Origin of the sequence: Thiomonas sp. (genome assembly GCF_034007205.1) — a bacterium.
GTDB lineage: Bacteria > Pseudomonadota > Gammaproteobacteria > Burkholderiales > Burkholderiaceae_C > Thiomonas.
Genome location: NZ_JAVERI010000015.1, coordinates 64,973 through 81,673, shown reverse-complemented (window position 1 = coordinate 81,673; position 16,701 = coordinate 64,973). Strand labels below are relative to the sequence as shown.

Here is a 16,701-nt window from a genome sequence, read left to right as displayed (position 1 = left end):
CACCGAACTTGGCCGACAGCACGGTGGTGATCGCCGCCGTCAGCGTGGTCTTGCCGTGGTCCACGTGACCAATCGTGCCCACGTTGACGTGCGGCTTGGTCCGCTCAAACTTTTCCTTCGCCATGATTCAAACTCCTCAAGCCAACAAAGATGGACAAAATGACAAAATCATCAACAAAATCAATTGGTGCCCATGGCGGGAATCGGACCCGCGACCTCTCCCTTACCAAGGGAGTGCTCTACCACTGAGCCACATGGGCCTGAACGCCTGCGCGCTCAATGCAAAAACGTGCGCCACGGCGCAAGGCAAGAACTGGAGCGGGAGACGGGAATCGAACCCGCGCCATTAGCTTGGAAGGCTAAGGTTCTACCATTGAACTACTCCCGCCTTGCCTCGCTGGCCCAATCCCGGCGCGATCATGGCCGCCCCCACCCGCCAACCACCCACTGTCCGCCACGCAACACCGTCGCAGCAGCCCATCCAAAAAACAGGGACCCATCCAAAATCTAGCGCCTGGTGGAGAGGGCTGGATTCGAACCAGCGTACTCGTTAGAGGGCAGATTTACAGTCTGCTGCCATTAACCACTCGGCCACCTCTCCGAGGCGAACCGCAGATTCTTAGCGATTTTTGCTCCGATGTCAAATGAAAGACCTTTGCGCGCGATCAATCGAAGAGTTCGCGCAAGGCTTTTCCCGGGTCGTCGGCGCGCATGAAAGCCTCGCCGACCAGAAAGGCCTGCACCCCGGCCGCGCGCATGCGCCCGACGTGCTCTTGCGAAAGAATGCCGCTTTCCGTCACGACGACGCGGTCGCTGGGGATGCGCGGCAGAAGACCCAAGGTGGTTTCGAGTCGGGTGTCGAAGGTGCGCAGGTCGCGGTTGTTGATGCCGAGCAGCGGGGTGCGCAACGCCAGCGCCACGTCCAGTTCTGCCGCGTTGTGCACCTCGACCAGCACATCGAGACCCTGGCTCATCGCCTCGTCCTCCAGATCGATCAATTGCGCCTGCGGCAGGGCGGCGGCGATCAACAGCACGCAGTCGGCACCCATCGCTGCGGCTTCGGCGATCTGATAGGGGTCGATCATGAAATCCTTGCGCAGCACCGGCAGGGTGCAGGCCGCCCGCGCCTGCTCCAGATAGGCCGCCGCTCCCTGGAAGTACGGCACATCGGTCAGCACGGACAGGCATGTGGCGCCACCGGCCGCATAGCTGCGGGCGATGGCGGCCGGATCGAAGTCGGCGCGCAAAACCCCGCGCGAAGGGCTGGCCTTTTTCACTTCCGCAATGACGGCTGGGCCGCCCGCCGCGACCCCGGCCTGGATCGCTGCGGCGAACCCCCGCCTCAAGCCGCGCGCGGCGGCTTGCTCGCGCAGCGCCGACAGCGGCGTCTGCAGCCGCGCCGCCGCCACTTCCTGCGCCTTGGTGGCGAGGATGCGCTGGAGGATGTCGCCGCCGCTCATACGCTGGCCGCCTGAGTCTGCATGGCATGGGTGACGCGAATGAACTGCTGCATCTTGTCTCGGGCCGCGCCGCTGGAAATGACCTCGCGCGCCATCTGCACCCCGTCGATCAAAGCGGGCGCCACATTGGCGGCGTAAAGGGCGACACCCGCGTTGAGCGCCACGATGTCGCGCGGCGCGCCGTCCACGTCGTTGAGCGCCTCATGCATCAGTTCGATGGATTGCGCAGGCCCCTCCACCCGCAGCGCCTCCAGCGGCGCGGACTTCAGCCCGAGATCGCCGGGGTGAATGGCGTATTCGCTGATCTGACCGTTCTTGAGCTCGCCGATCAGCGTCTCGCCCGACAGCGACACTTCGTCGAGCCCGTCCAGCCCGTGTACCACCAGCGCATGCTCGCTGCCCAGGCGCTGCAGCACGCGCACCAGAATACCCACCAGATCGGGATGGAACACGCCGAGCAACTGATTGGGCGCACCCGCCGGATTGGTCAACGGCCCGAGGATGTTGAACAGGGTGCGCACGCCCAACTCCTTGCGCACCGGCGCCGCATGCCTCATGGCCGGATGGTGATTGGGCGCGAACATGAAGCCGATGCCGCATTCGGCCAGGCTTTGCGCCACCTGCTCGGGCGTGAGCTGGATGTTGGCGCCCAGCGCCTCCAGCGCATCGGCCGAGCCGGAGGAGGAACTCACGCTGCGCCCGCCATGCTTGGCCACTTGCGCCCCGGCCGCGGCGGCAACGAACATGCTGGCGGTGGAGATATTGAAAGTGCGCGCGGAATCGCCGCCCGTGCCGACGATGTCGACCAGGCCCTTTTTATCGGCCACTTCCACCGGCGTGGCGAATTCGCGCATCACCATCGCCGCGGCGGTGATTTCGCCGATGGTTTCCTTTTTCACCCGCAGGCCGGTGATGAGCGCGGCCATCATGACCGCAGACATCTCGCCGGTCATGATCCGGCGCATCAGCGCGATCATTTCATCGTGGAAGATTTCGCGGTGCTCGATGACGCGCACCAGCGCATCATGATTACTGATGGTCATGGAAGTGGCCTTCGCTCAACGTCAGAAAGTTCTGCAGCAGCCGGTGGCCGTGCTCGGTCTCGATGGATTCCGGGTGAAACTGCACGCCCTCGATGGCGAAATGGCGGTGGCGCACCCCCATGATTTCGCCATCTTCGGTCTGCGCGGTGATTTCCAGGCAGGCCGGAAGGGTGTCGCGCTCGATCGCCAGCGAGTGATAGCGCACCACGGTGTAAGGGCTGGGCAGATCGGCGAACACGCCGCGGCCATCGTGGGTGATAGGGCTGGTCTTGCCGTGCATGATTTGCCGCGCCCGCACGATGTGGCCGCCGAAGGCCGCGCCGATGGCCTGATGGCCCAGGCAGACGCCCAGAATCGGCAGCCGCCCGGCGAAATACTGCAGCACCGGTACGGATATGCCGGCCTCGGCAGGCGAGCACGGCCCGGGAGAAATGACGATGCGCTCGGGATTCAGCGCCGCGATGGCTTCGAGATCGAGCTCATCGTTGCGCACGGTGTGCACTTCCTGGCCGAGTTCGCCAAAGTATTGCACCAGGTTGTAGGTAAAACTGTCGTAGTTGTCGATCATCAGCAGCATGATGGGGCTCCGTGGGTCTGGGAAGAGGATGGGCGGGCGGCGCTTTAGCCGTCCAACCCTTCCTGCACCTGTTCGGCGGCGCGCAACACGGCGCGCGCCTTGGCCTCGGTTTCCCGCCATTCCATCTCGGGCACGGAATCGGCCACCACGCCGGCGGCTGCCTGCACGTACAGCCAGTCGTCCTTGACGATGCCGGTGCGAATGGCGATCGCCAGATCCATGTCGCCGGCAAAGCTCCAATAACCGATGGCCCCGCCGTACAAGCCGCGGCGGGTGGGTTCGAGTTCGTCGATGACCTCCATCGCCCGGATCTTGGGCGCGCCCGACAGCGTGCCCGCCGGGAAAGTGGCGCGCAGCACGTCCATCGGCGTGCGTTGCGGCTGCAGCAGGCCCTCGACGTTGCTGACGATGTGCATCACATGCGAATAGCGCTCGATGGCGAAAGCCTCGGTCACCTTCACGCTGCCGGTCTGCGCGATGCGGCCCAGATCGTTACGCGCCAGGTCGATGAGCATCAGATGCTCGGCGCGTTCCTTCGGATCGGCCAGCAGTTCGGCCTCGTTGCGCACATCGGCCTCGGGCGTGGCGCCGCGCGGCCGCGTGCCCGCCAGCGGGCGAATGGTGACCTTGCGCCCTTCGGGCACGGCCTCTTCGCGCACCAGGATTTCGGGCGACGAGGCCGCGATCTGGAAGTCGCCGAAGTTGAAGTAAATCATGTATGGCGAAGGGTTGAGCGAGCGCAGCGCGCGGTAGAGCGACAGCGGCGAATCGCTGAAACGCTTGCGCAGTCGCTGCCCCACCTGCACCTGCATGAAGTCGCCGGCAGCGATGTAGTCCTTCGCGCGCTCGACCGCCTTCACATAATCGGCCTTGTCGAACTCGCGCTCGATCGGCGTCACGCTGCTGCGCTGCATCGGCGGCGCCGACACCGAATAGCGCAATTGCTCGCGCAGGGCGCGCAGCCGCGAGCGCGCCCGGCTGTAGGCCTCGGGCTGGCCGGGATCGGCAAAGACGATGAGATACAGCCGCCCGGACAGGTTGTCGATGACCGCGAGCTCTTCGCACAGCAGCAGCAGGATGTCGGGCATGTCCAGCGGATCGGGCTTGGGATGCCTGGCGGCAGACGCCATCAGCCGCGGCTCGATGTAGCGCACCGCGTCATAGCCGAAATACCCCGCCAGACCACCGCAGAAACGCGGCATACCCGCCGGCAATGCCACCTTGAAGCGGGCGTGGAAGGCCTCGATGAAATCCAGCGGCGACTGCTCCGAGGTTTCCACCACCGCGCCACCCTGCAACACTTCGGTGAGGCCGTTTTTCACCCGCACCTGGGTGCGGGCGGCCAGGCCGATGAAGGAATAGCGGCCGAAGCGCTCACCCCCGACCACCGATTCCAGCAAAAAGGTGTTTTGTCCCGCTCCTGCGCCCACCCCCAGCTTGAGGTAGAGCGACAGCGGCGTTTCCAGATCCGCCAGCGCTTCGGACACGAGCGCAATGCGGTTATAGCCCTGACGGGCCAGTTCCTTGAATTCGAGTTCAGTCATGTTCGTCTCATGGTCGACCGCCCGGATTGTGCAGGCGGCGAATGTCACGGGAGCGCAGCCCGTTTAGTACACGCTCGCCGCCTCGATGCGCCGAGGGAACGCGTGCCGTCAGACCGCAGCAGCGGGCACGATCAACCAGAACCGCCAGGGCCAGGCCCCCCGGTCTCCAGAACCCGATGCGTGTCGCCGATGGATGAACATGGAAGCGTGAGTGAATCGTGCAGATGACTCTACGAGAAAGTGAATGTAGCAAACTCCCGTGGCTCTTTGCGCCGCTGCGGGCTCACGCGCCGAAATTTTCCGGCATCTGCACCGCAACCACCTCGCCGCGCGCCGTGGCCACACCCCCGGCCAGCACCGTCGACTCCACCACGACCTTGCGGCCCTTGATTTCCTTCACGCGGCCGCGGATTTCCAACTCGATGCCCAATGGCGTCGGCTTGAGAAAGTCGACATGCAGCGACCCGGTGACAAAGCGGAACGCCGGTTGCGTGTCCATCTCCCGCCCTTCGGCGCGATACATCGCCGCGGCCGCCGTGCCGGTGCTGTGACAATCGATCAGCGAGGCGATCAGCCCGCCATAGACGAACCCCGGCACCGCGATGTGATAGGGCTCGGGCGTGAAGCGCGTGAGCGTTTCGTCCCCGTCCCACACCGTCTTGATCTGGTGACCCTGATGATTGAGGCGGCCGCAGCCATAGCAGTGGGCCAGCGCGTCGGGGTAGCTGTCCTGAAAAACCTTGGGCATGATGTCTCCTTTCAGAATGGTGGCCAAAGCATCTTAAGCGCAGTTTTCTTTGAGCCCTCTTGTCAACGCACGGCGTTTTACGAAAAATGAACGACCGTTCGATAACAGACCACCGGAGACGATATGGATCACCCAGCCGACAGGCCGCTGCGCACATTCGGTGCGGCCATTACTCTTCTCGTCGCACTGACGGCCGAAGTGTTCATGCCGAGCGCGCAGGCGCTCACCCTGCACGGCGTGGACATTGCGCCGCAGGTGGAAGTCGGCGGCAAGACGCTGACGCTCAACGGCGCGGGCACCCGCTACGTCTTCGTGTTCAAGGTCTACACCGCCGCGCTGTATCTGCCGCAAAAAAGCGCGCAGCCGCAGGCGATCTACGCCATGACCGGGCCCAAGGAGCTGAAACTCACCATGCTGCGCGACGTCAGCGGCAAGGAACTCGGCGACAAGCTCAATGAAGGCATCAAGAACAATCTCAGCCCGCAGGAGTTCAGCGCCTTCATTCCCAGCCTGGCGCAGCTTGGCGGCCTGTTCGCGCAGAAAAGTCAGATCAAGACCGGCGAAACCGTGACCATCCGCGAAATTCCCGGAAAGGGCAGCACCATCGCCATCGACGGCGTCCCTTCGGGCGGGGTGTTCACCGACCCGCAATTTTTCAATTCCATGCTCAAAATCTGGCTGGGCAAAGAGCCCGCCGAAGACCGCCTCAAACGCGCCCTGCTGGGCGACGAGGGCGACAGCAACTGAAACGGCCTCTCCGGCGTCAACCCTGACTTCCGAGACAGGCTTGCGCCTCGTCATGTTTGGTCACCACTCCAACGCGGCGTTTCGGTGAAAACCCGAACAGGCAAGCGGCGGGTTCCTAAATAAGATTTCGCTGATATACCCACAGACCACCCGAGGATAGCCCATGAAAAATGTTCTGACCGCAACCGCCATCGCGCTGGCCGCCGCCTTCGGCGCCGCAAGCGCCCATGCCGCCGTCAAAGTGGGCGGCGTGCCTGTCATGCAAACCGCACCGGCCAACGGCGTGCCGCTGCTGATCAACGGCGCGGGCGTGGTGAATATGGGCGGCAAGATGGCCGCTGCGGTGTACCTGCCGCAAAACACCACCTCGGCCAGCAGCATCATGACCATGCCGGGCGCCAAGTCGATCCGCCTGACCGCGCTGTCCAATATGTCGGCCGAGGCCTTCGCCAAGGCGCTGGAATCCGGGGTCAAAAAGGGCGTGTCCGCCGCGCAGTACGCCTCTTTCAAGCCCGCCATGGATGCGTTCAGCAAACAGCTCGCCAGCATCAAGCAAATCCCCAGGGGCGAGACGGTCGAACTGCTGTTCGAGCCCTCCAACGGCATCGTGCTGATGGGCCCGGGCTCGCACATCATTCCGGGCACGGGCAATGCCGAGCTGTACCAGGCCATGCTGCGCATGCTGCCGGCTGGCGTGCTGTCCAACCAGTCGATTCAAAACCAGAACATCAACGGCTGACCGCGACGGTTGTGTCCGATAAAGGCCGCCCCGAACCGGGGCGGCCTGCAGTTGGAAACCGCCTGTGTGTCAGTTGCCGGAAGTCGATCAGGCGGACTGTCGACAAGCCGTTGCAGCGGCCACTGGGGTTTTCCGCAACAGCGGGATCTGCCGTCTGGCCTCCTGCCAGGCCCGGTTGGCCATCTCGACGTAATGGGGCTCTTTATCGATCCCTATGAAGTTTCTTTCCTCCTGGGCTGCGGCAACGGCGCTCGTTCCACTGCCGACGAATGGGTCCAACACCCAATCACCGGGGTCGCTCAATAATTGAATGATGCGGCGCGGCAATTCCACGGGGAATTTTGCTTCATGGTCGTCGTTCGATCGCACCGACGGAATGCGCCAGACCGCGCGCGACCCCCACTCGATCCACTCATCTTTTGTGATGCGATTGCGATCGACCCGCGTCTGTCCTGGTTTCCAAAAAATATAAATGTATTCAAACTCATCGACCGCCCGATAACTCATGGTGTGCCAGCGGCTATTCTCCCAGGCGGCATCCTTGACCCATACCCTTCTATCGTATAAATAAAGTCCTGCTTCCATGGCGTATTGTTCGAGCAATCCGCCGACGAGCAAAACACGCGTCTGAGTCTGATATTTACCACCTCGAATATTGTTGCCCTTCAACCGGCGGTCGACTGTTTGTTCGCTGCATCCCAGCAGGTCTGCAATCTGCCTGCGGTTCATGCCTGGGTTCTCGGACATGGCCTGCACCACCCTCTCGCGCGTAATGTCTGCCCGTTTGCGACGGGACACATTCTCTGCCATCAACCTAGGCATACTGGAATCGGGAAAGCACAGGATATCCGCAATATTGACCGCGACGAATCCTCCGGGCTTGAGCGCGACCGCATGAGCTGCCAGAGTGCGCCTCAACAGCGATTTCCACTCCAGGAAGGATTGATCGAGCTCGTATTGCTTGCCGACGTGGTAAGGCGGAGACCATACGGACAGCGCCACACTGCCTGCGTCGACAAAGAAATTCAACTCGCGCGCATCTCCCAGAAAAACACCTTGCTTCATTCATCCTCCCAGATCAGGGTCAGATTGCCGCGATCGTCATAAATACCGGTCTGGACTCGCCAGGCAGCTTTCTCCTTTAGTCGATTGAAGGAAAGACGCACACGAAAGCTCTCCCCTCGGGTGGGTGCGTTGCGGCCCGCGATCCAGATCGTATCGTGCTGGTCCGGGTTGTAGTGATCCTGGAGCCGGCTATTCGGAATGCTGACCAGGGTTAATGCCAACAAACGATAGGGTGGGCGATCCTTGCTGTCGTTTCCGGGAGCAGCGGCGTAGTGGTAGTGGGCCAGCAAGGTTGTGGTGAGATAAGGTGTATTTTTATAAATCTGTATGGGATTCAATGTCCCCGTGATATCAGTTGCGCCTCCACCCCTGACCTGTCTCACCGACAGCGACAGTTGCGACATTTGCAACGTGGCGCTGTTGCGTTTTTTTCTGCCTTGCTATCGACAAACAACGCCTGCCTGACCGCCATGTCGGGGTATATGGCGTAGCGCGCCTTGCGATAATCGACGTTGCCGTACAAGCGCTGATCGATCTGGTAGCCGCCCATCCTGTCGAGCATTTCACGCGTCACATCTTCGGCGATGTCTTTGGGATCGTCCGTGCTCTGACGAAAGTATTCCCAGGCATCGAGCGAAAAATCCCGCGCTGCAATCCATAAAGCTCGCAGCGCGGCTTTTTCAAGCGCTTCGATCTCGTCCTCAGTGAGGCTGCCTGGGAGTCTTTCCATTGGGTCGATTTCTACGGTCTACGTCGCTCAGGCGGTCAGCAGATCGCCGATGCGATCGGCAAAACCGTCTGCGTCGACCGCACGCACGGGTTCGCCGTGGTTGTAGCCGTAGGTCACCAGCGCCACCGGGCAGCCGGCGGCGCGGGCGGCCAGGGCGTCGTTCTGCGAATCGCCGATCATCAGCACCGAGGCGGTAGGCAGGCCGATCTGCTTGCAGGTTTCGACCAGCGGCATGGGATCGGGCTTTTTGCGCGCAAAGGCGTCGCCGCCGTTGACCACTTCGAAGTGCTGCAGCAGGCCCTTGATGCCCAGCAGTTCGCGGGCGTAGACGGTGGGCTTGTTGGTGATGCAGGCCAGCCGCAGACCCGCAGCCTTCAACGCCGCCAGCCCTTCGGGCACGCCGGGAAACGGGTTGGAGTACTGACCGTTGATGGTGCCGTAAATGCGCTGATAAGTCTCGATGGCACGCGGATAAAGCGCCCCGGCCTGGTCGTCGGCGAGATGGATGCGCAGGGTCTGCAGCACCAGATACTCGGAGCCCTTGCCGATGCGATGTTCCACCTGCTCGCGGCTGACCGCGGGCAGGCCCAGCTCGTCCATCAAGCGCGACAGCGCGGCGTGAAAATCGCCCAGGGTGTCGATCAGGGTGCCGTCGAGATCGACGATGGCGGCCTGCACCGCATGGCCCGCGAGGATCACGGCAGGCGCCGCTGCGGTGCGTGCCTCCATCAGGCCACCTTGGCCAGGTTGACGCGCATGGCGTCGATCACGGCCTTGTAGTCTGGCTTGCCGAAAATGGCGCTGCCCGCCACGAAGGTGTCCACGCCCGCCGCTGCGGCCGCCGCGATGTTGTCGGGTTTGATGCCGCCGTCGATTTCCAGCAGGATGTTGCGGCCCGTCTGCGCCTTGTAGGCGTCGAGCCTGGCGCGCACCTGCCTGGCCTTGGGCAGGCTGCTCTCGATGAAGCTCTGGCCGCCGAATCCGGGGTTCACGCTCATCAGCAGCACCAGATCGACCTTGTCCATGACGTAGTCGAGCACGGCAAGCGGCGTGGCCGGGTTGAACACCAATCCAGCCTTGGCGCCGCCGTCGCGGATCAGCTGCAGAGTGCGGTCCACATGCTTGCTGGCCTCGGGGTGGAAGCTGACGATATCGGCGCCCGCCTTGATGAAGGACTGGGCGATGGCATCCACCGGCTCGACCATCAGATGCACGTCGAGCGTGACGGGCGTGCCGTCGGCCTTCTTGCAGTAGGGCTTGATGGCTTCGGCCACCAGCGGGCCGATGGTGAGGTTGGGCACGTAATGGTTGTCCATCACGTCGAAGTGGATGAAGTCGGCGCCGGCGTCGATGACGTTGCGCACCTCCTCGCCCAGACGGGCAAAGTCGGCCGAGAGAATGCTGGGGGCGATACGGTAGGTTTTCATGGCGCTTGATTCTAGTTTCGAAGGAGGCTTGACCGCCGGCGCGGCGCAAGGGTTTGAATTTACGGCATCGCTGCGCCAGCCCGCGCTTTTAGAATCGCGCGCATGTCGACCTATCAATTTTCCGTTTCGGTGATTCCGCAATTCCTGCCCGAGCAGTCGGATGCGGAACAAGGCGTTTATGCCTACAGCTACACCGTGACGATCATCAACACCGGGCGCGTGGCGGCGCAGCTCATTTCCCGCCACTGGATCATCACCGATGGTTCGGGCAAGGTGGAAGAGGTGCGCGGTCTGGGCGTGGTGGGGCAGCAGCCCTTTCTCAAGCCCGGCGAAGCCTTCGAGTACACCAGTTGGTCGCAACTGAGCACACCCACGGGCAGCATGCGCGGCAGTTATTTCTGCGTCGCCGAAGATGGCGAACGCTTCGAGGCCCACATTCCCGAATTCGCGCTGGTGCAGCCGCGGAGTCTGCATTGATGGGGTTTGGCGGGCGCCGTGCGCGCAAGGCGGCGCGTGCGGCTGCCGATCTGCATGCGCTGCTCGACGCGGCCAGCGCGCAGGCGCTGCCGGTGGAGCAGGCGCTCTGGATCATCGAACTGCTCGACTGGCTGCGAGGCGGCCCCGACGCTGCGCTGCTGCGCGACGGCCTGAACCTCCCGCTCGATCCCCCCGCGCAAGACCCCCATGACGCGCCCGCGCCCGCAGAAATTCAGCGATTGCAAATCCTGCTCGATCTGCTGGAGCGCCTGCCCGAGCGCCGCGCAGAAATCGCCGCCGTGGTCGGCGGTCTGCTGCAGCACACCGACGCCACCTTGCTGCTGGCCGATTCCGGCTTCAGCCAGCGGCCTTCGTTTTTCAGCGAATTCAGCGAACGCCTGGGCAATAAATGGCTGCCCAAATCGCCCGAGACGCGCGATCTCGCCGTGCTGTTCGCCCTGTTTTTCCCCGATGAGCGCGATGCCCACTGGCTCGAAGCGCTGGATGGCCACACGCTCGCACGCCTGAGCGCGGTCTGGCAGCCGCCCGAGGTCCCCCAGGCACCCGACAGCGCATCGCTCTGGCGCACCGCGCTGCTCGATGCGCTGACCTACACCATCAGCCACATCCGCGCCGCCGGATTCTCGCCCGATCTGCGCTCGCGCATGCAGCACAGCGGCCCTTTGGCGGGCGAGGTCGAAACGCCGTTCAAACTGTTGGCCATGCAGTATGAAGCGGTCCAGACGCTACTGACGCAGCAGGCCTCACGAAATGATGAAGCGCTGCGGCAGTCGCTCACGCTGCTTCGCGCCGGGCTGCAAGCCTGCCGTCAGCAGGCCGATTCGGTCACGGCGCACCTGGAAGACCATGGCACCTCGGTCAGTCTGGTCTATGCCTTGCACCAGTTGCATCAGCGCATCGACCGCGCCGAGGCGCTGCTGAACTGTCTGGTGGGCGACACGCCCGCGCGCGACACCGCTCACCTGTTCGCCAACCTGGTCCGCTTGAACGCACAACGCCGCAGCCTGCGCGCGCTGTGGCGGCACAACACCGCGCTGCTGGCCGAAAAAATGGCCGAGCGCCATGCCGAATCGGGCGAGCACTACATCACCCGCGACCGCCGCGAATACCGCGCCATGCTCGGCGCGGCGATGGGCGGCGGGCTGATCATGGGCTTCACTACCTGGATCAAGATCGGCATTCTCGGCCTGAAGACCGCGCTGTTCTGGACCGGCCTGCTCGCCGGGTTGAACTACGCGGTGAGTTTTGTCATCGTGCAGTTGCTGCACTGGACCATCGCCACCAAGCAGCCCGCCATGACCGCCCCCGCAATGGCCGACAAGCTCGGCGAGCTGTCCAGGCCCGGCGGGGTGGAGCGCTTCGTCGATGAAGTGGCCAACCTCACGCGCTCGCAGTCGGCAGGGGTGTTCGGCAATGTGTTGCTGGTCATGCCGGTGGCCCTGCTGCTCGGCTTGGGCGGGCTGGCCTGGTTCGGGCCGCAGTTTCTGCCCGCGCCCAAGGCGGAGCACGAGCTGGAGTCGTTGTCGCTGCTGGGCCCCACGCCGCTGTTTGCGGCGTTCACCGGGGTGCTGCTGTTTCTCTCCAGCGTGATTGCGGGCTGGGCCGAAAACGCCTTCGTGCTGCACCGCCTGGACAGCGCCATCGCCTGGAACCCGCGCATTCGCCGCTGTCTGGGCGCGCAGCGCGCAGCGCGCTGGTCCGCCTGGTGGCGGCGCAACGTCGGCGTCATGGCGGGCAATGTGTCGCTTGGTCTGTTGCTCGGCCTGACGCCGGAGTTTTTCCGAATTTTCGGCATCGACCTTCAAGTGCGGCACGTCACCCTGTCCTCGGGGCTGTTCGGCGCGGCCTGCGCCAGTCTGGGGCCTGCGGTGGTCGACGACCCGGCGTTCTGGTGGGCGCTTGCCGGCATCGCCGTCAACGGCGTGCTCAACGTCGGCGTGAGTTTTTACCTCGCCTACCGGCTGGCGCTGCGCGCCCGCGGCATCCAGGTGAAGGAGCGCCGGGCCATCTACGCCAGCATCGCCCGCAGGCTGTGGCGCAGGCCGTGGACCTTCATCCTGCCGCCGCGCAACGCGGCGGCCAGCGCACAAGGCCCGGCATGACCGGGTTGTCGCAACGATCTGGCTTGATGAGCGTCCTCAGGTCCGGGCTGCGCCCTGCCCGCGCCGCCCTGCTCTGCCTGCTGGGGCTGGTGCTGGCTTCCTGCGCCACGCCCCCCTCACCGCCGGCTTCTGCCCCCGCTTCCCCTCCATCGACCGCAGCCTCGGCTGCGCCCTGGCCTGCCACGCCGCCCGGCACGAGCGCCGCGCTCACCGGCCCAGGCATCAAGCTGCTGGCCGCGCAGTGGGCCGATCTGCCCGGCTGGACGCAGGATGATTTCAGCGGTGTCTGGCAGGCTTTCCGCCGCGATTGCAGCGCGCGTCTGCCTGCGGCGCTTGCTGCGGTGTGCGAGCGCGCCGCGTCTGTCCCGGTGAACGACCCGCAGGCGCAGCGGGCGTTCTTCGAATCCGAGTTCGCGCCCTGGCAAATCACCGCCCCGGACGGCCAGAATCAAGGCTTGATCACCGGCTATTACGAACCCGTGCTGCACGGCTCGCTCACCCGCGTCTGGCCCTATGTCGTGCCGGTGTGGGGTCTGCCCGCCGACCTGGTGCCGCGCCCGCCGGGAACGGACGGCGTCAGCGGCGGTCGGGTCGCCTGGGTGGATGGCCGGCAGCGTGTGCTGCCCTACTGGAGCCGGGCGCAGATCCAGGCCGATCCGGCGGTGCAGGCTGCGCTCGACCGCTGCGCCGTGGTCTGGCTCGACAGCGCTGTGGATGCGTTATTTCTCCAAGTGCAGGGCTCCGGGCTGGTCCGGCTGCCCGACGGCCAGACCCTGCGGCTGAGCTATGCAGGAACCAACGGCTGGCCCTACCAATCGGTCGGACGCTGGCTGCGCGATACCGGGCGGGTGAAAGGCACCGTCACCATGTCCATCATCCGCGCCTGGGCGCAGATGCATCCGGACGAAGTACCCGACATGCTGGCCGCAAACCCGCGCGTGGTGTTTTTCAACGCCGCGCTCGATACCGATCCGCAGCGCGGCCCCACCGGCGCTCTGGGCGTGCCGCTGACGGCCCTGCGCAGCATCGCCGTGGACAAGCAGGCCATCGCGCTGGGGCTGCCGGTGTGGCTGTCCACCTCGCAACCGTACAGCGACGGCAAACCGCCGCAGCCGCTCGATCGTCTGGTATTCGCCCAGGACGTGGGCTCGGCCATCACGGGCGCCGTGCGCGCCGACCTGTTCACCGGCACCGGAGACGCCGCCGGCGAACTCGCGGGCCGCATGCAGTGGCCCGGCCGGCTGTGGGTATTGCTGCCGGTCACACCGTAGGAGCCTGTCGTCCGCTTTGCGCTGGGCGGTGGCATGTTCTGGAGAATCGCCTTAAGGTTATGGTTTTTACTCACATTCAAGGAGGACTCCACCCATGACGCTCGACCCACACGATCTCGCCCACGAATTCCCCGCCCAGGCCGACAGGATTCACGCACTCAAATCGGACAACGCCCATTTCAACAAGCTGGCGCAACGCTACGAAGAACTCAACAAACAAGTGGTGCAGATCGAGGAAGGCGTGCACGCAGTCGACGGCCTGCACCTGGAAACGCTGAAAAAAGAGCGCCTGCAACTCAAGGATCAGATCGCCGCGCTGCTGGCGGCGTAAGCGCCCGCCCGACCCCGGCGCGGCGCCTAGGCGTGGCTCAGTGCGTCGCGCCGCGTGCCATCAGTTTCTGCACCGGCATCCATACGCCCAGTACCACGATGCCGGTGGCGATGCCCACTGCGGCGTCGAACAGCAGCGGACTCAGCCAAGCCATCGCGCCTGCCTGGTGCGCGACGGCCTCGCTGGCATGATGCAGCCAGGGCCAGCCGTGGCTGATGATGCCCCCGCCCACCAGAAACATGGCGGCGGTGCCCACCACGCTCAGCCCCTTCATCAGCCAGGGCGCCGAGGCCAGTATGCCGCGTCCCAGCGCCTGCGCCGCCGCAGACGTCTGGCGGCTCAGATGGAGCCCGGCATCGTCGAGCTTCACGATGCCCGCGACCAGACCATAGACGCCCGCGGTCATCAGCAGCGATATACCGATCAGCACGGCCACCTGGGTGGTGAAGCTCGCTCCGGCCACGGCGCCCAGGGTGATGACAACGATTTCCGCCGACAACACGAAGTCGGTGCGCACCGCGCCCTTGACCTTGTCGCGCTCCAGCGCCAGCAGATCGATCTCCGAGCGCGTCAGCGCCTGGGTCAGTTCCTCGTGATGCGCTTCGTCCTCGGCCTTGCTGTGGAAGAGCCTGTGCGCCAGCTTTTCCGTCCCCTCGAAGCACAGATACGCCCCGCCCAGCATCAACAAGGGCGTGATCGCCCAGGGCGCAAAGGCGCCGATCGCCAGCGCCAGCGGCACCAGAATCGATTTGTTGACCAGCGAACCCTTGGCCACGGCCAGCACCACGGGAATTTCGCGGTTGCTCTGCACCCCGGTGACCTGCTGGGCACCCAGCGCCAGATCGTCGCCCAACACGCCTGCGGTCTTTTTGGCCGAGATCTTGGTGAGCACCGCGACGTCATCCAGCACGGTGGTGATGTCATCGAGAAGAGCGAGCAGACTGGAGGCCATTGCGCAAGGGGAAGTGTTACCGTTTGAAAGCGCATTGGACTACAAACCGCGCCACGGCTCCGTGCCGCCGTTCTGCGTATGCTTGACGCTTTTACGCCTCGAACGCATGCTCAACGACGGTTTGACTTGGACGCTGGTTGCGCTGGCCGCATTTTTCGGCGCGGCGCTCAACGCGGCGGCCGGGGGCGGGAGTTTTCTCACCCTGCCCGCATTGATCTATGCCGGTGTTCCGGCCGTTGCCGCCAACGCCACCGGCACCACGGCCTTGTTGCCCGGCTACCTGGCAAGCACCTGGGGCTTCCGCGAAGACCTCGGCCCGCCGCGCGCGGTCGGCATGACCGCGCTGATGCTGACCTGTCTCGCGGGCGGGGGCATCGGCGCCGGGCTGTTGATCACCACCAGCAACCACGCCTTTCGCGCGCTGGTGCCGTGGCTGCTGTTGTTCGCTACCGCCTTGTTCGCCTTCGGACCCGCCTTGTTGCGCCGCATCGGCCGGCATCCTGAACAACACGCGCCGCGTCTGCAGACGCTCGTCGGCCTGTTCATCGTCAGCGTGTACGGCGGCTACTTCAACGGCGGCCTCGGCGTGCTGTTGTTGGCGATGCTCACCCTGATCGGCGAGACGCATCTCAACCGCATGAACGCGCTGAAAAACGCCATCTCCGCGGTGCTCACGCTGTTCGCCGTCGGCATTTACGCCGCCGCGGGAACGGTGCAGTGGCGCTGGGTGGCCGTGATGCTGCCGGCCGTGCTGCTGGGCGGCTATGTCGGCGCGCGCCTCGCCCGGCGCATCCCGCGCGAGGTGCTGCGCTGGGGCATTGTGGTCATCGGCCTGGTGATGAGCGCGCTGTTCTTTCGTTAAGTCGTCTCTCGTTAAGACGTCTCATCGCCCGCCATCCTTGACGATGAGGCAGACACCTGCGGCGACAAATCCCAAAGTCTGCCTGATGATGCGCCGCGCAGAACGTCTCGTTTCCCGGCAGGGCAGGCCGCAGGTTCCAGCGTGTCATCAAATTGTAAAGTCAGGAGCTTGGGGCTATATTGAAAATAATCTGATCATCATTGGGGCAACGAGCGTGGAACTGAATTTTTTCTCGGCGACCAACGCGCACAAAGCGTGGAAAAAGCGGCTTTACGATTGCGTCTGCGGCGCCTGCAGCACGCTCGACCCCGACGCCATTGCGCTGGACAACCGCTGCGATCTGGGCAAGTGGCTCTACGGCATCCGCGAAAAACGGCCCGCGCTGAGCGCCGATACGCAGCACCTGTTCACGCGCCTGTTCGATGAACATGCGGCTTTTCACCGCGCTGCCGCCGAAGTCGCGCGTCAGGCTTTGGCGAATCAGCAGAAAGAGGCGCTCCAGCAATTGCAAGGCGGCGAGTACGCGCGCATCTCCAACCGGGTGATCGGCACATTGGGCGAGCTCTACCTCAAGCGCCGCGAATTCGGCATGGATTGAAGGCATC

At 64.3% G+C, this 16,701-nt stretch carries 18 protein-coding genes, 3 tRNA genes and 1 pseudogene; 8 read left to right on the top strand and 14 right to left on the bottom strand.

Annotated features, from left to right (window positions below; all coding sequences use genetic code 11):
- The 9 genes from RBR52_RS12565 to RBR52_RS12525 form a co-directional block, all read right to left on the bottom strand.
- A partial coding sequence (locus RBR52_RS12565; RefSeq protein WP_320377618.1) for a GTP-binding protein occupies positions 1-124 on the bottom strand: 124 nt, incomplete at its 3' end.
- Between the two features lie 61 nt (positions 125-185).
- Positions 186-260: transfer RNA gene (locus tag RBR52_RS12560), tRNA-Thr, on the bottom strand.
- Between the two features lie 54 nt (positions 261-314).
- Positions 315-388 (bottom strand) — tRNA-Gly (locus RBR52_RS12555).
- A gap of 127 nt (positions 389-515) precedes the next feature.
- Positions 516-601 (bottom strand) — tRNA-Tyr (locus RBR52_RS12550).
- Positions 602-665: 64 nt separating this feature from the next.
- Complete coding sequence (gene trpC, locus RBR52_RS12545) at positions 666-1,460, bottom strand: indole-3-glycerol phosphate synthase TrpC (RefSeq protein ID WP_320377616.1); 795 nt, start codon at positions 1,458-1,460, stop codon at positions 666-668.
- The gene (gene trpD, locus RBR52_RS12540) at positions 1,457-2,503 is read right to left on the bottom strand and encodes an anthranilate phosphoribosyltransferase (protein ID WP_320377615.1); all 1,047 of its coding nucleotides are present in this window, start codon (positions 2,501-2,503) and stop codon (positions 1,457-1,459) included. Before trpD ends, trpC begins: the two co-directional genes overlap by 4 nt.
- A complete protein-coding gene (locus RBR52_RS12535; protein ID WP_320377613.1) occupies positions 2,490-3,080 on the bottom strand; it encodes an aminodeoxychorismate/anthranilate synthase component II in 591 nt (196 codons plus the stop codon). Before RBR52_RS12535 ends, trpD begins: the two co-directional genes overlap by 14 nt.
- A gap of 44 nt (positions 3,081-3,124) precedes the next feature.
- A complete protein-coding gene (trpE, locus tag RBR52_RS12530; protein WP_320377612.1) occupies positions 3,125-4,624 on the bottom strand; it encodes an anthranilate synthase component I in 1,500 nt (499 codons plus the stop codon).
- A gap of 283 nt (positions 4,625-4,907) precedes the next feature.
- A complete protein-coding gene (locus RBR52_RS12525) occupies positions 4,908-5,372 on the bottom strand; it encodes a PaaI family thioesterase (RefSeq protein WP_320377611.1) in 465 nt (154 codons plus the stop codon).
- A gap of 123 nt (positions 5,373-5,495) precedes the next feature.
- Here RBR52_RS12525 and RBR52_RS12520 point away from each other — a divergent pair, with 123 nt between their 5' ends.
- Together RBR52_RS12520 and RBR52_RS12515 are read left to right on the top strand one after the other, a co-directional pair.
- Positions 5,496-6,119, top strand: coding sequence for a chalcone isomerase family protein (locus tag RBR52_RS12520; protein ID WP_320377610.1), 624 nt, complete (start codon positions 5,496-5,498; stop codon positions 6,117-6,119).
- A gap of 163 nt (positions 6,120-6,282) precedes the next feature.
- Positions 6,283-6,858 (top strand): chalcone isomerase family protein, encoded by a 576-nt coding sequence (locus RBR52_RS12515; RefSeq protein ID WP_320377609.1) that lies wholly within the window; start codon positions 6,283-6,285, stop codon positions 6,856-6,858.
- A gap of 87 nt (positions 6,859-6,945) precedes the next feature.
- Here RBR52_RS12515 and RBR52_RS12510 read toward each other — a convergent pair whose 3' ends face one another.
- The 4 genes and pseudogenes from RBR52_RS12510 to rpe all read right to left on the bottom strand — a co-directional run bounded on the left by RBR52_RS12510 (position 6,946) and on the right by rpe (position 10,080).
- The gene (locus RBR52_RS12510) at positions 6,946-7,923 is read right to left on the bottom strand and encodes a DNA methyltransferase (protein WP_320377608.1); all 978 of its coding nucleotides are present in this window, start codon (positions 7,921-7,923) and stop codon (positions 6,946-6,948) included.
- Positions 7,920-8,653, bottom strand: a pseudogene (locus tag RBR52_RS12505) (SfiI family type II restriction endonuclease). The gene RBR52_RS12510 and the pseudogene RBR52_RS12505 overlap by 4 nt, the downstream one beginning before the upstream one ends.
- A gap of 27 nt (positions 8,654-8,680) precedes the next feature.
- Entirely contained in the window at positions 8,681-9,382 is a 702-nt protein-coding gene (gene gph, locus RBR52_RS12500) for a phosphoglycolate phosphatase (RefSeq protein WP_320377607.1), read from the bottom strand.
- On the bottom strand, positions 9,382-10,080 hold the full coding sequence (rpe, locus tag RBR52_RS12495; RefSeq protein WP_320377606.1) for a ribulose-phosphate 3-epimerase: 699 nt from the start codon (positions 10,078-10,080) through the stop codon (positions 9,382-9,384). Before rpe ends, gph begins: the two co-directional genes overlap by 1 nt.
- A gap of 102 nt (positions 10,081-10,182) precedes the next feature.
- On the opposite strand from rpe, the gene apaG reads away from it, so the two are divergent.
- The 4 genes from apaG (at position 10,183) to RBR52_RS12475 (ending at position 14,282) form a co-directional block, all read left to right on the top strand.
- Complete coding sequence (gene apaG, locus RBR52_RS12490) at positions 10,183-10,557, top strand: Co2+/Mg2+ efflux protein ApaG (RefSeq protein WP_320377605.1); 375 nt, start codon at positions 10,183-10,185, stop codon at positions 10,555-10,557.
- Positions 10,557-12,680: a site-specific recombinase gene (locus tag RBR52_RS12485; protein ID WP_320377604.1), complete on the top strand. Its 2,124-nt coding sequence runs from the start codon at positions 10,557-10,559 to the stop codon at positions 12,678-12,680. Before apaG ends, RBR52_RS12485 begins: the two co-directional genes overlap by 1 nt.
- A gap of 26 nt (positions 12,681-12,706) precedes the next feature.
- Entirely contained in the window at positions 12,707-13,951 is a 1,245-nt protein-coding gene (locus RBR52_RS12480) for a murein transglycosylase A (RefSeq protein WP_320377603.1), read from the top strand.
- Positions 13,952-14,045: 94 nt separating this feature from the next.
- Positions 14,046-14,282, top strand: coding sequence for a YdcH family protein (locus RBR52_RS12475; protein ID WP_320377602.1), 237 nt, complete (start codon positions 14,046-14,048; stop codon positions 14,280-14,282).
- Between the two features lie 37 nt (positions 14,283-14,319).
- Here the strand turns inward: RBR52_RS12475 and RBR52_RS12470 are convergent, their stop codons facing one another.
- Positions 14,320-15,234, bottom strand: a complete 915-nt coding sequence (locus tag RBR52_RS12470) for a DUF808 domain-containing protein (protein ID WP_320377601.1) — start codon at positions 15,232-15,234, stop codon at positions 14,320-14,322.
- Positions 15,235-15,340: 106 nt separating this feature from the next.
- On the opposite strand from RBR52_RS12470, the gene RBR52_RS12465 reads away from it, so the two are divergent.
- Together RBR52_RS12465 and RBR52_RS12460 are read left to right on the top strand one after the other, a co-directional pair.
- Entirely contained in the window at positions 15,341-16,096 is a 756-nt protein-coding gene (locus RBR52_RS12465) for a sulfite exporter TauE/SafE family protein (protein ID WP_320377600.1), read from the top strand.
- A gap of 85 nt (positions 16,097-16,181) precedes the next feature.
- A complete protein-coding gene (locus RBR52_RS12460; protein ID WP_320377599.1) occupies positions 16,182-16,694 on the top strand; it encodes a CZB domain-containing protein in 513 nt (170 codons plus the stop codon).
- The last annotated feature ends 7 nt before the right edge of the window (positions 16,695-16,701 follow it).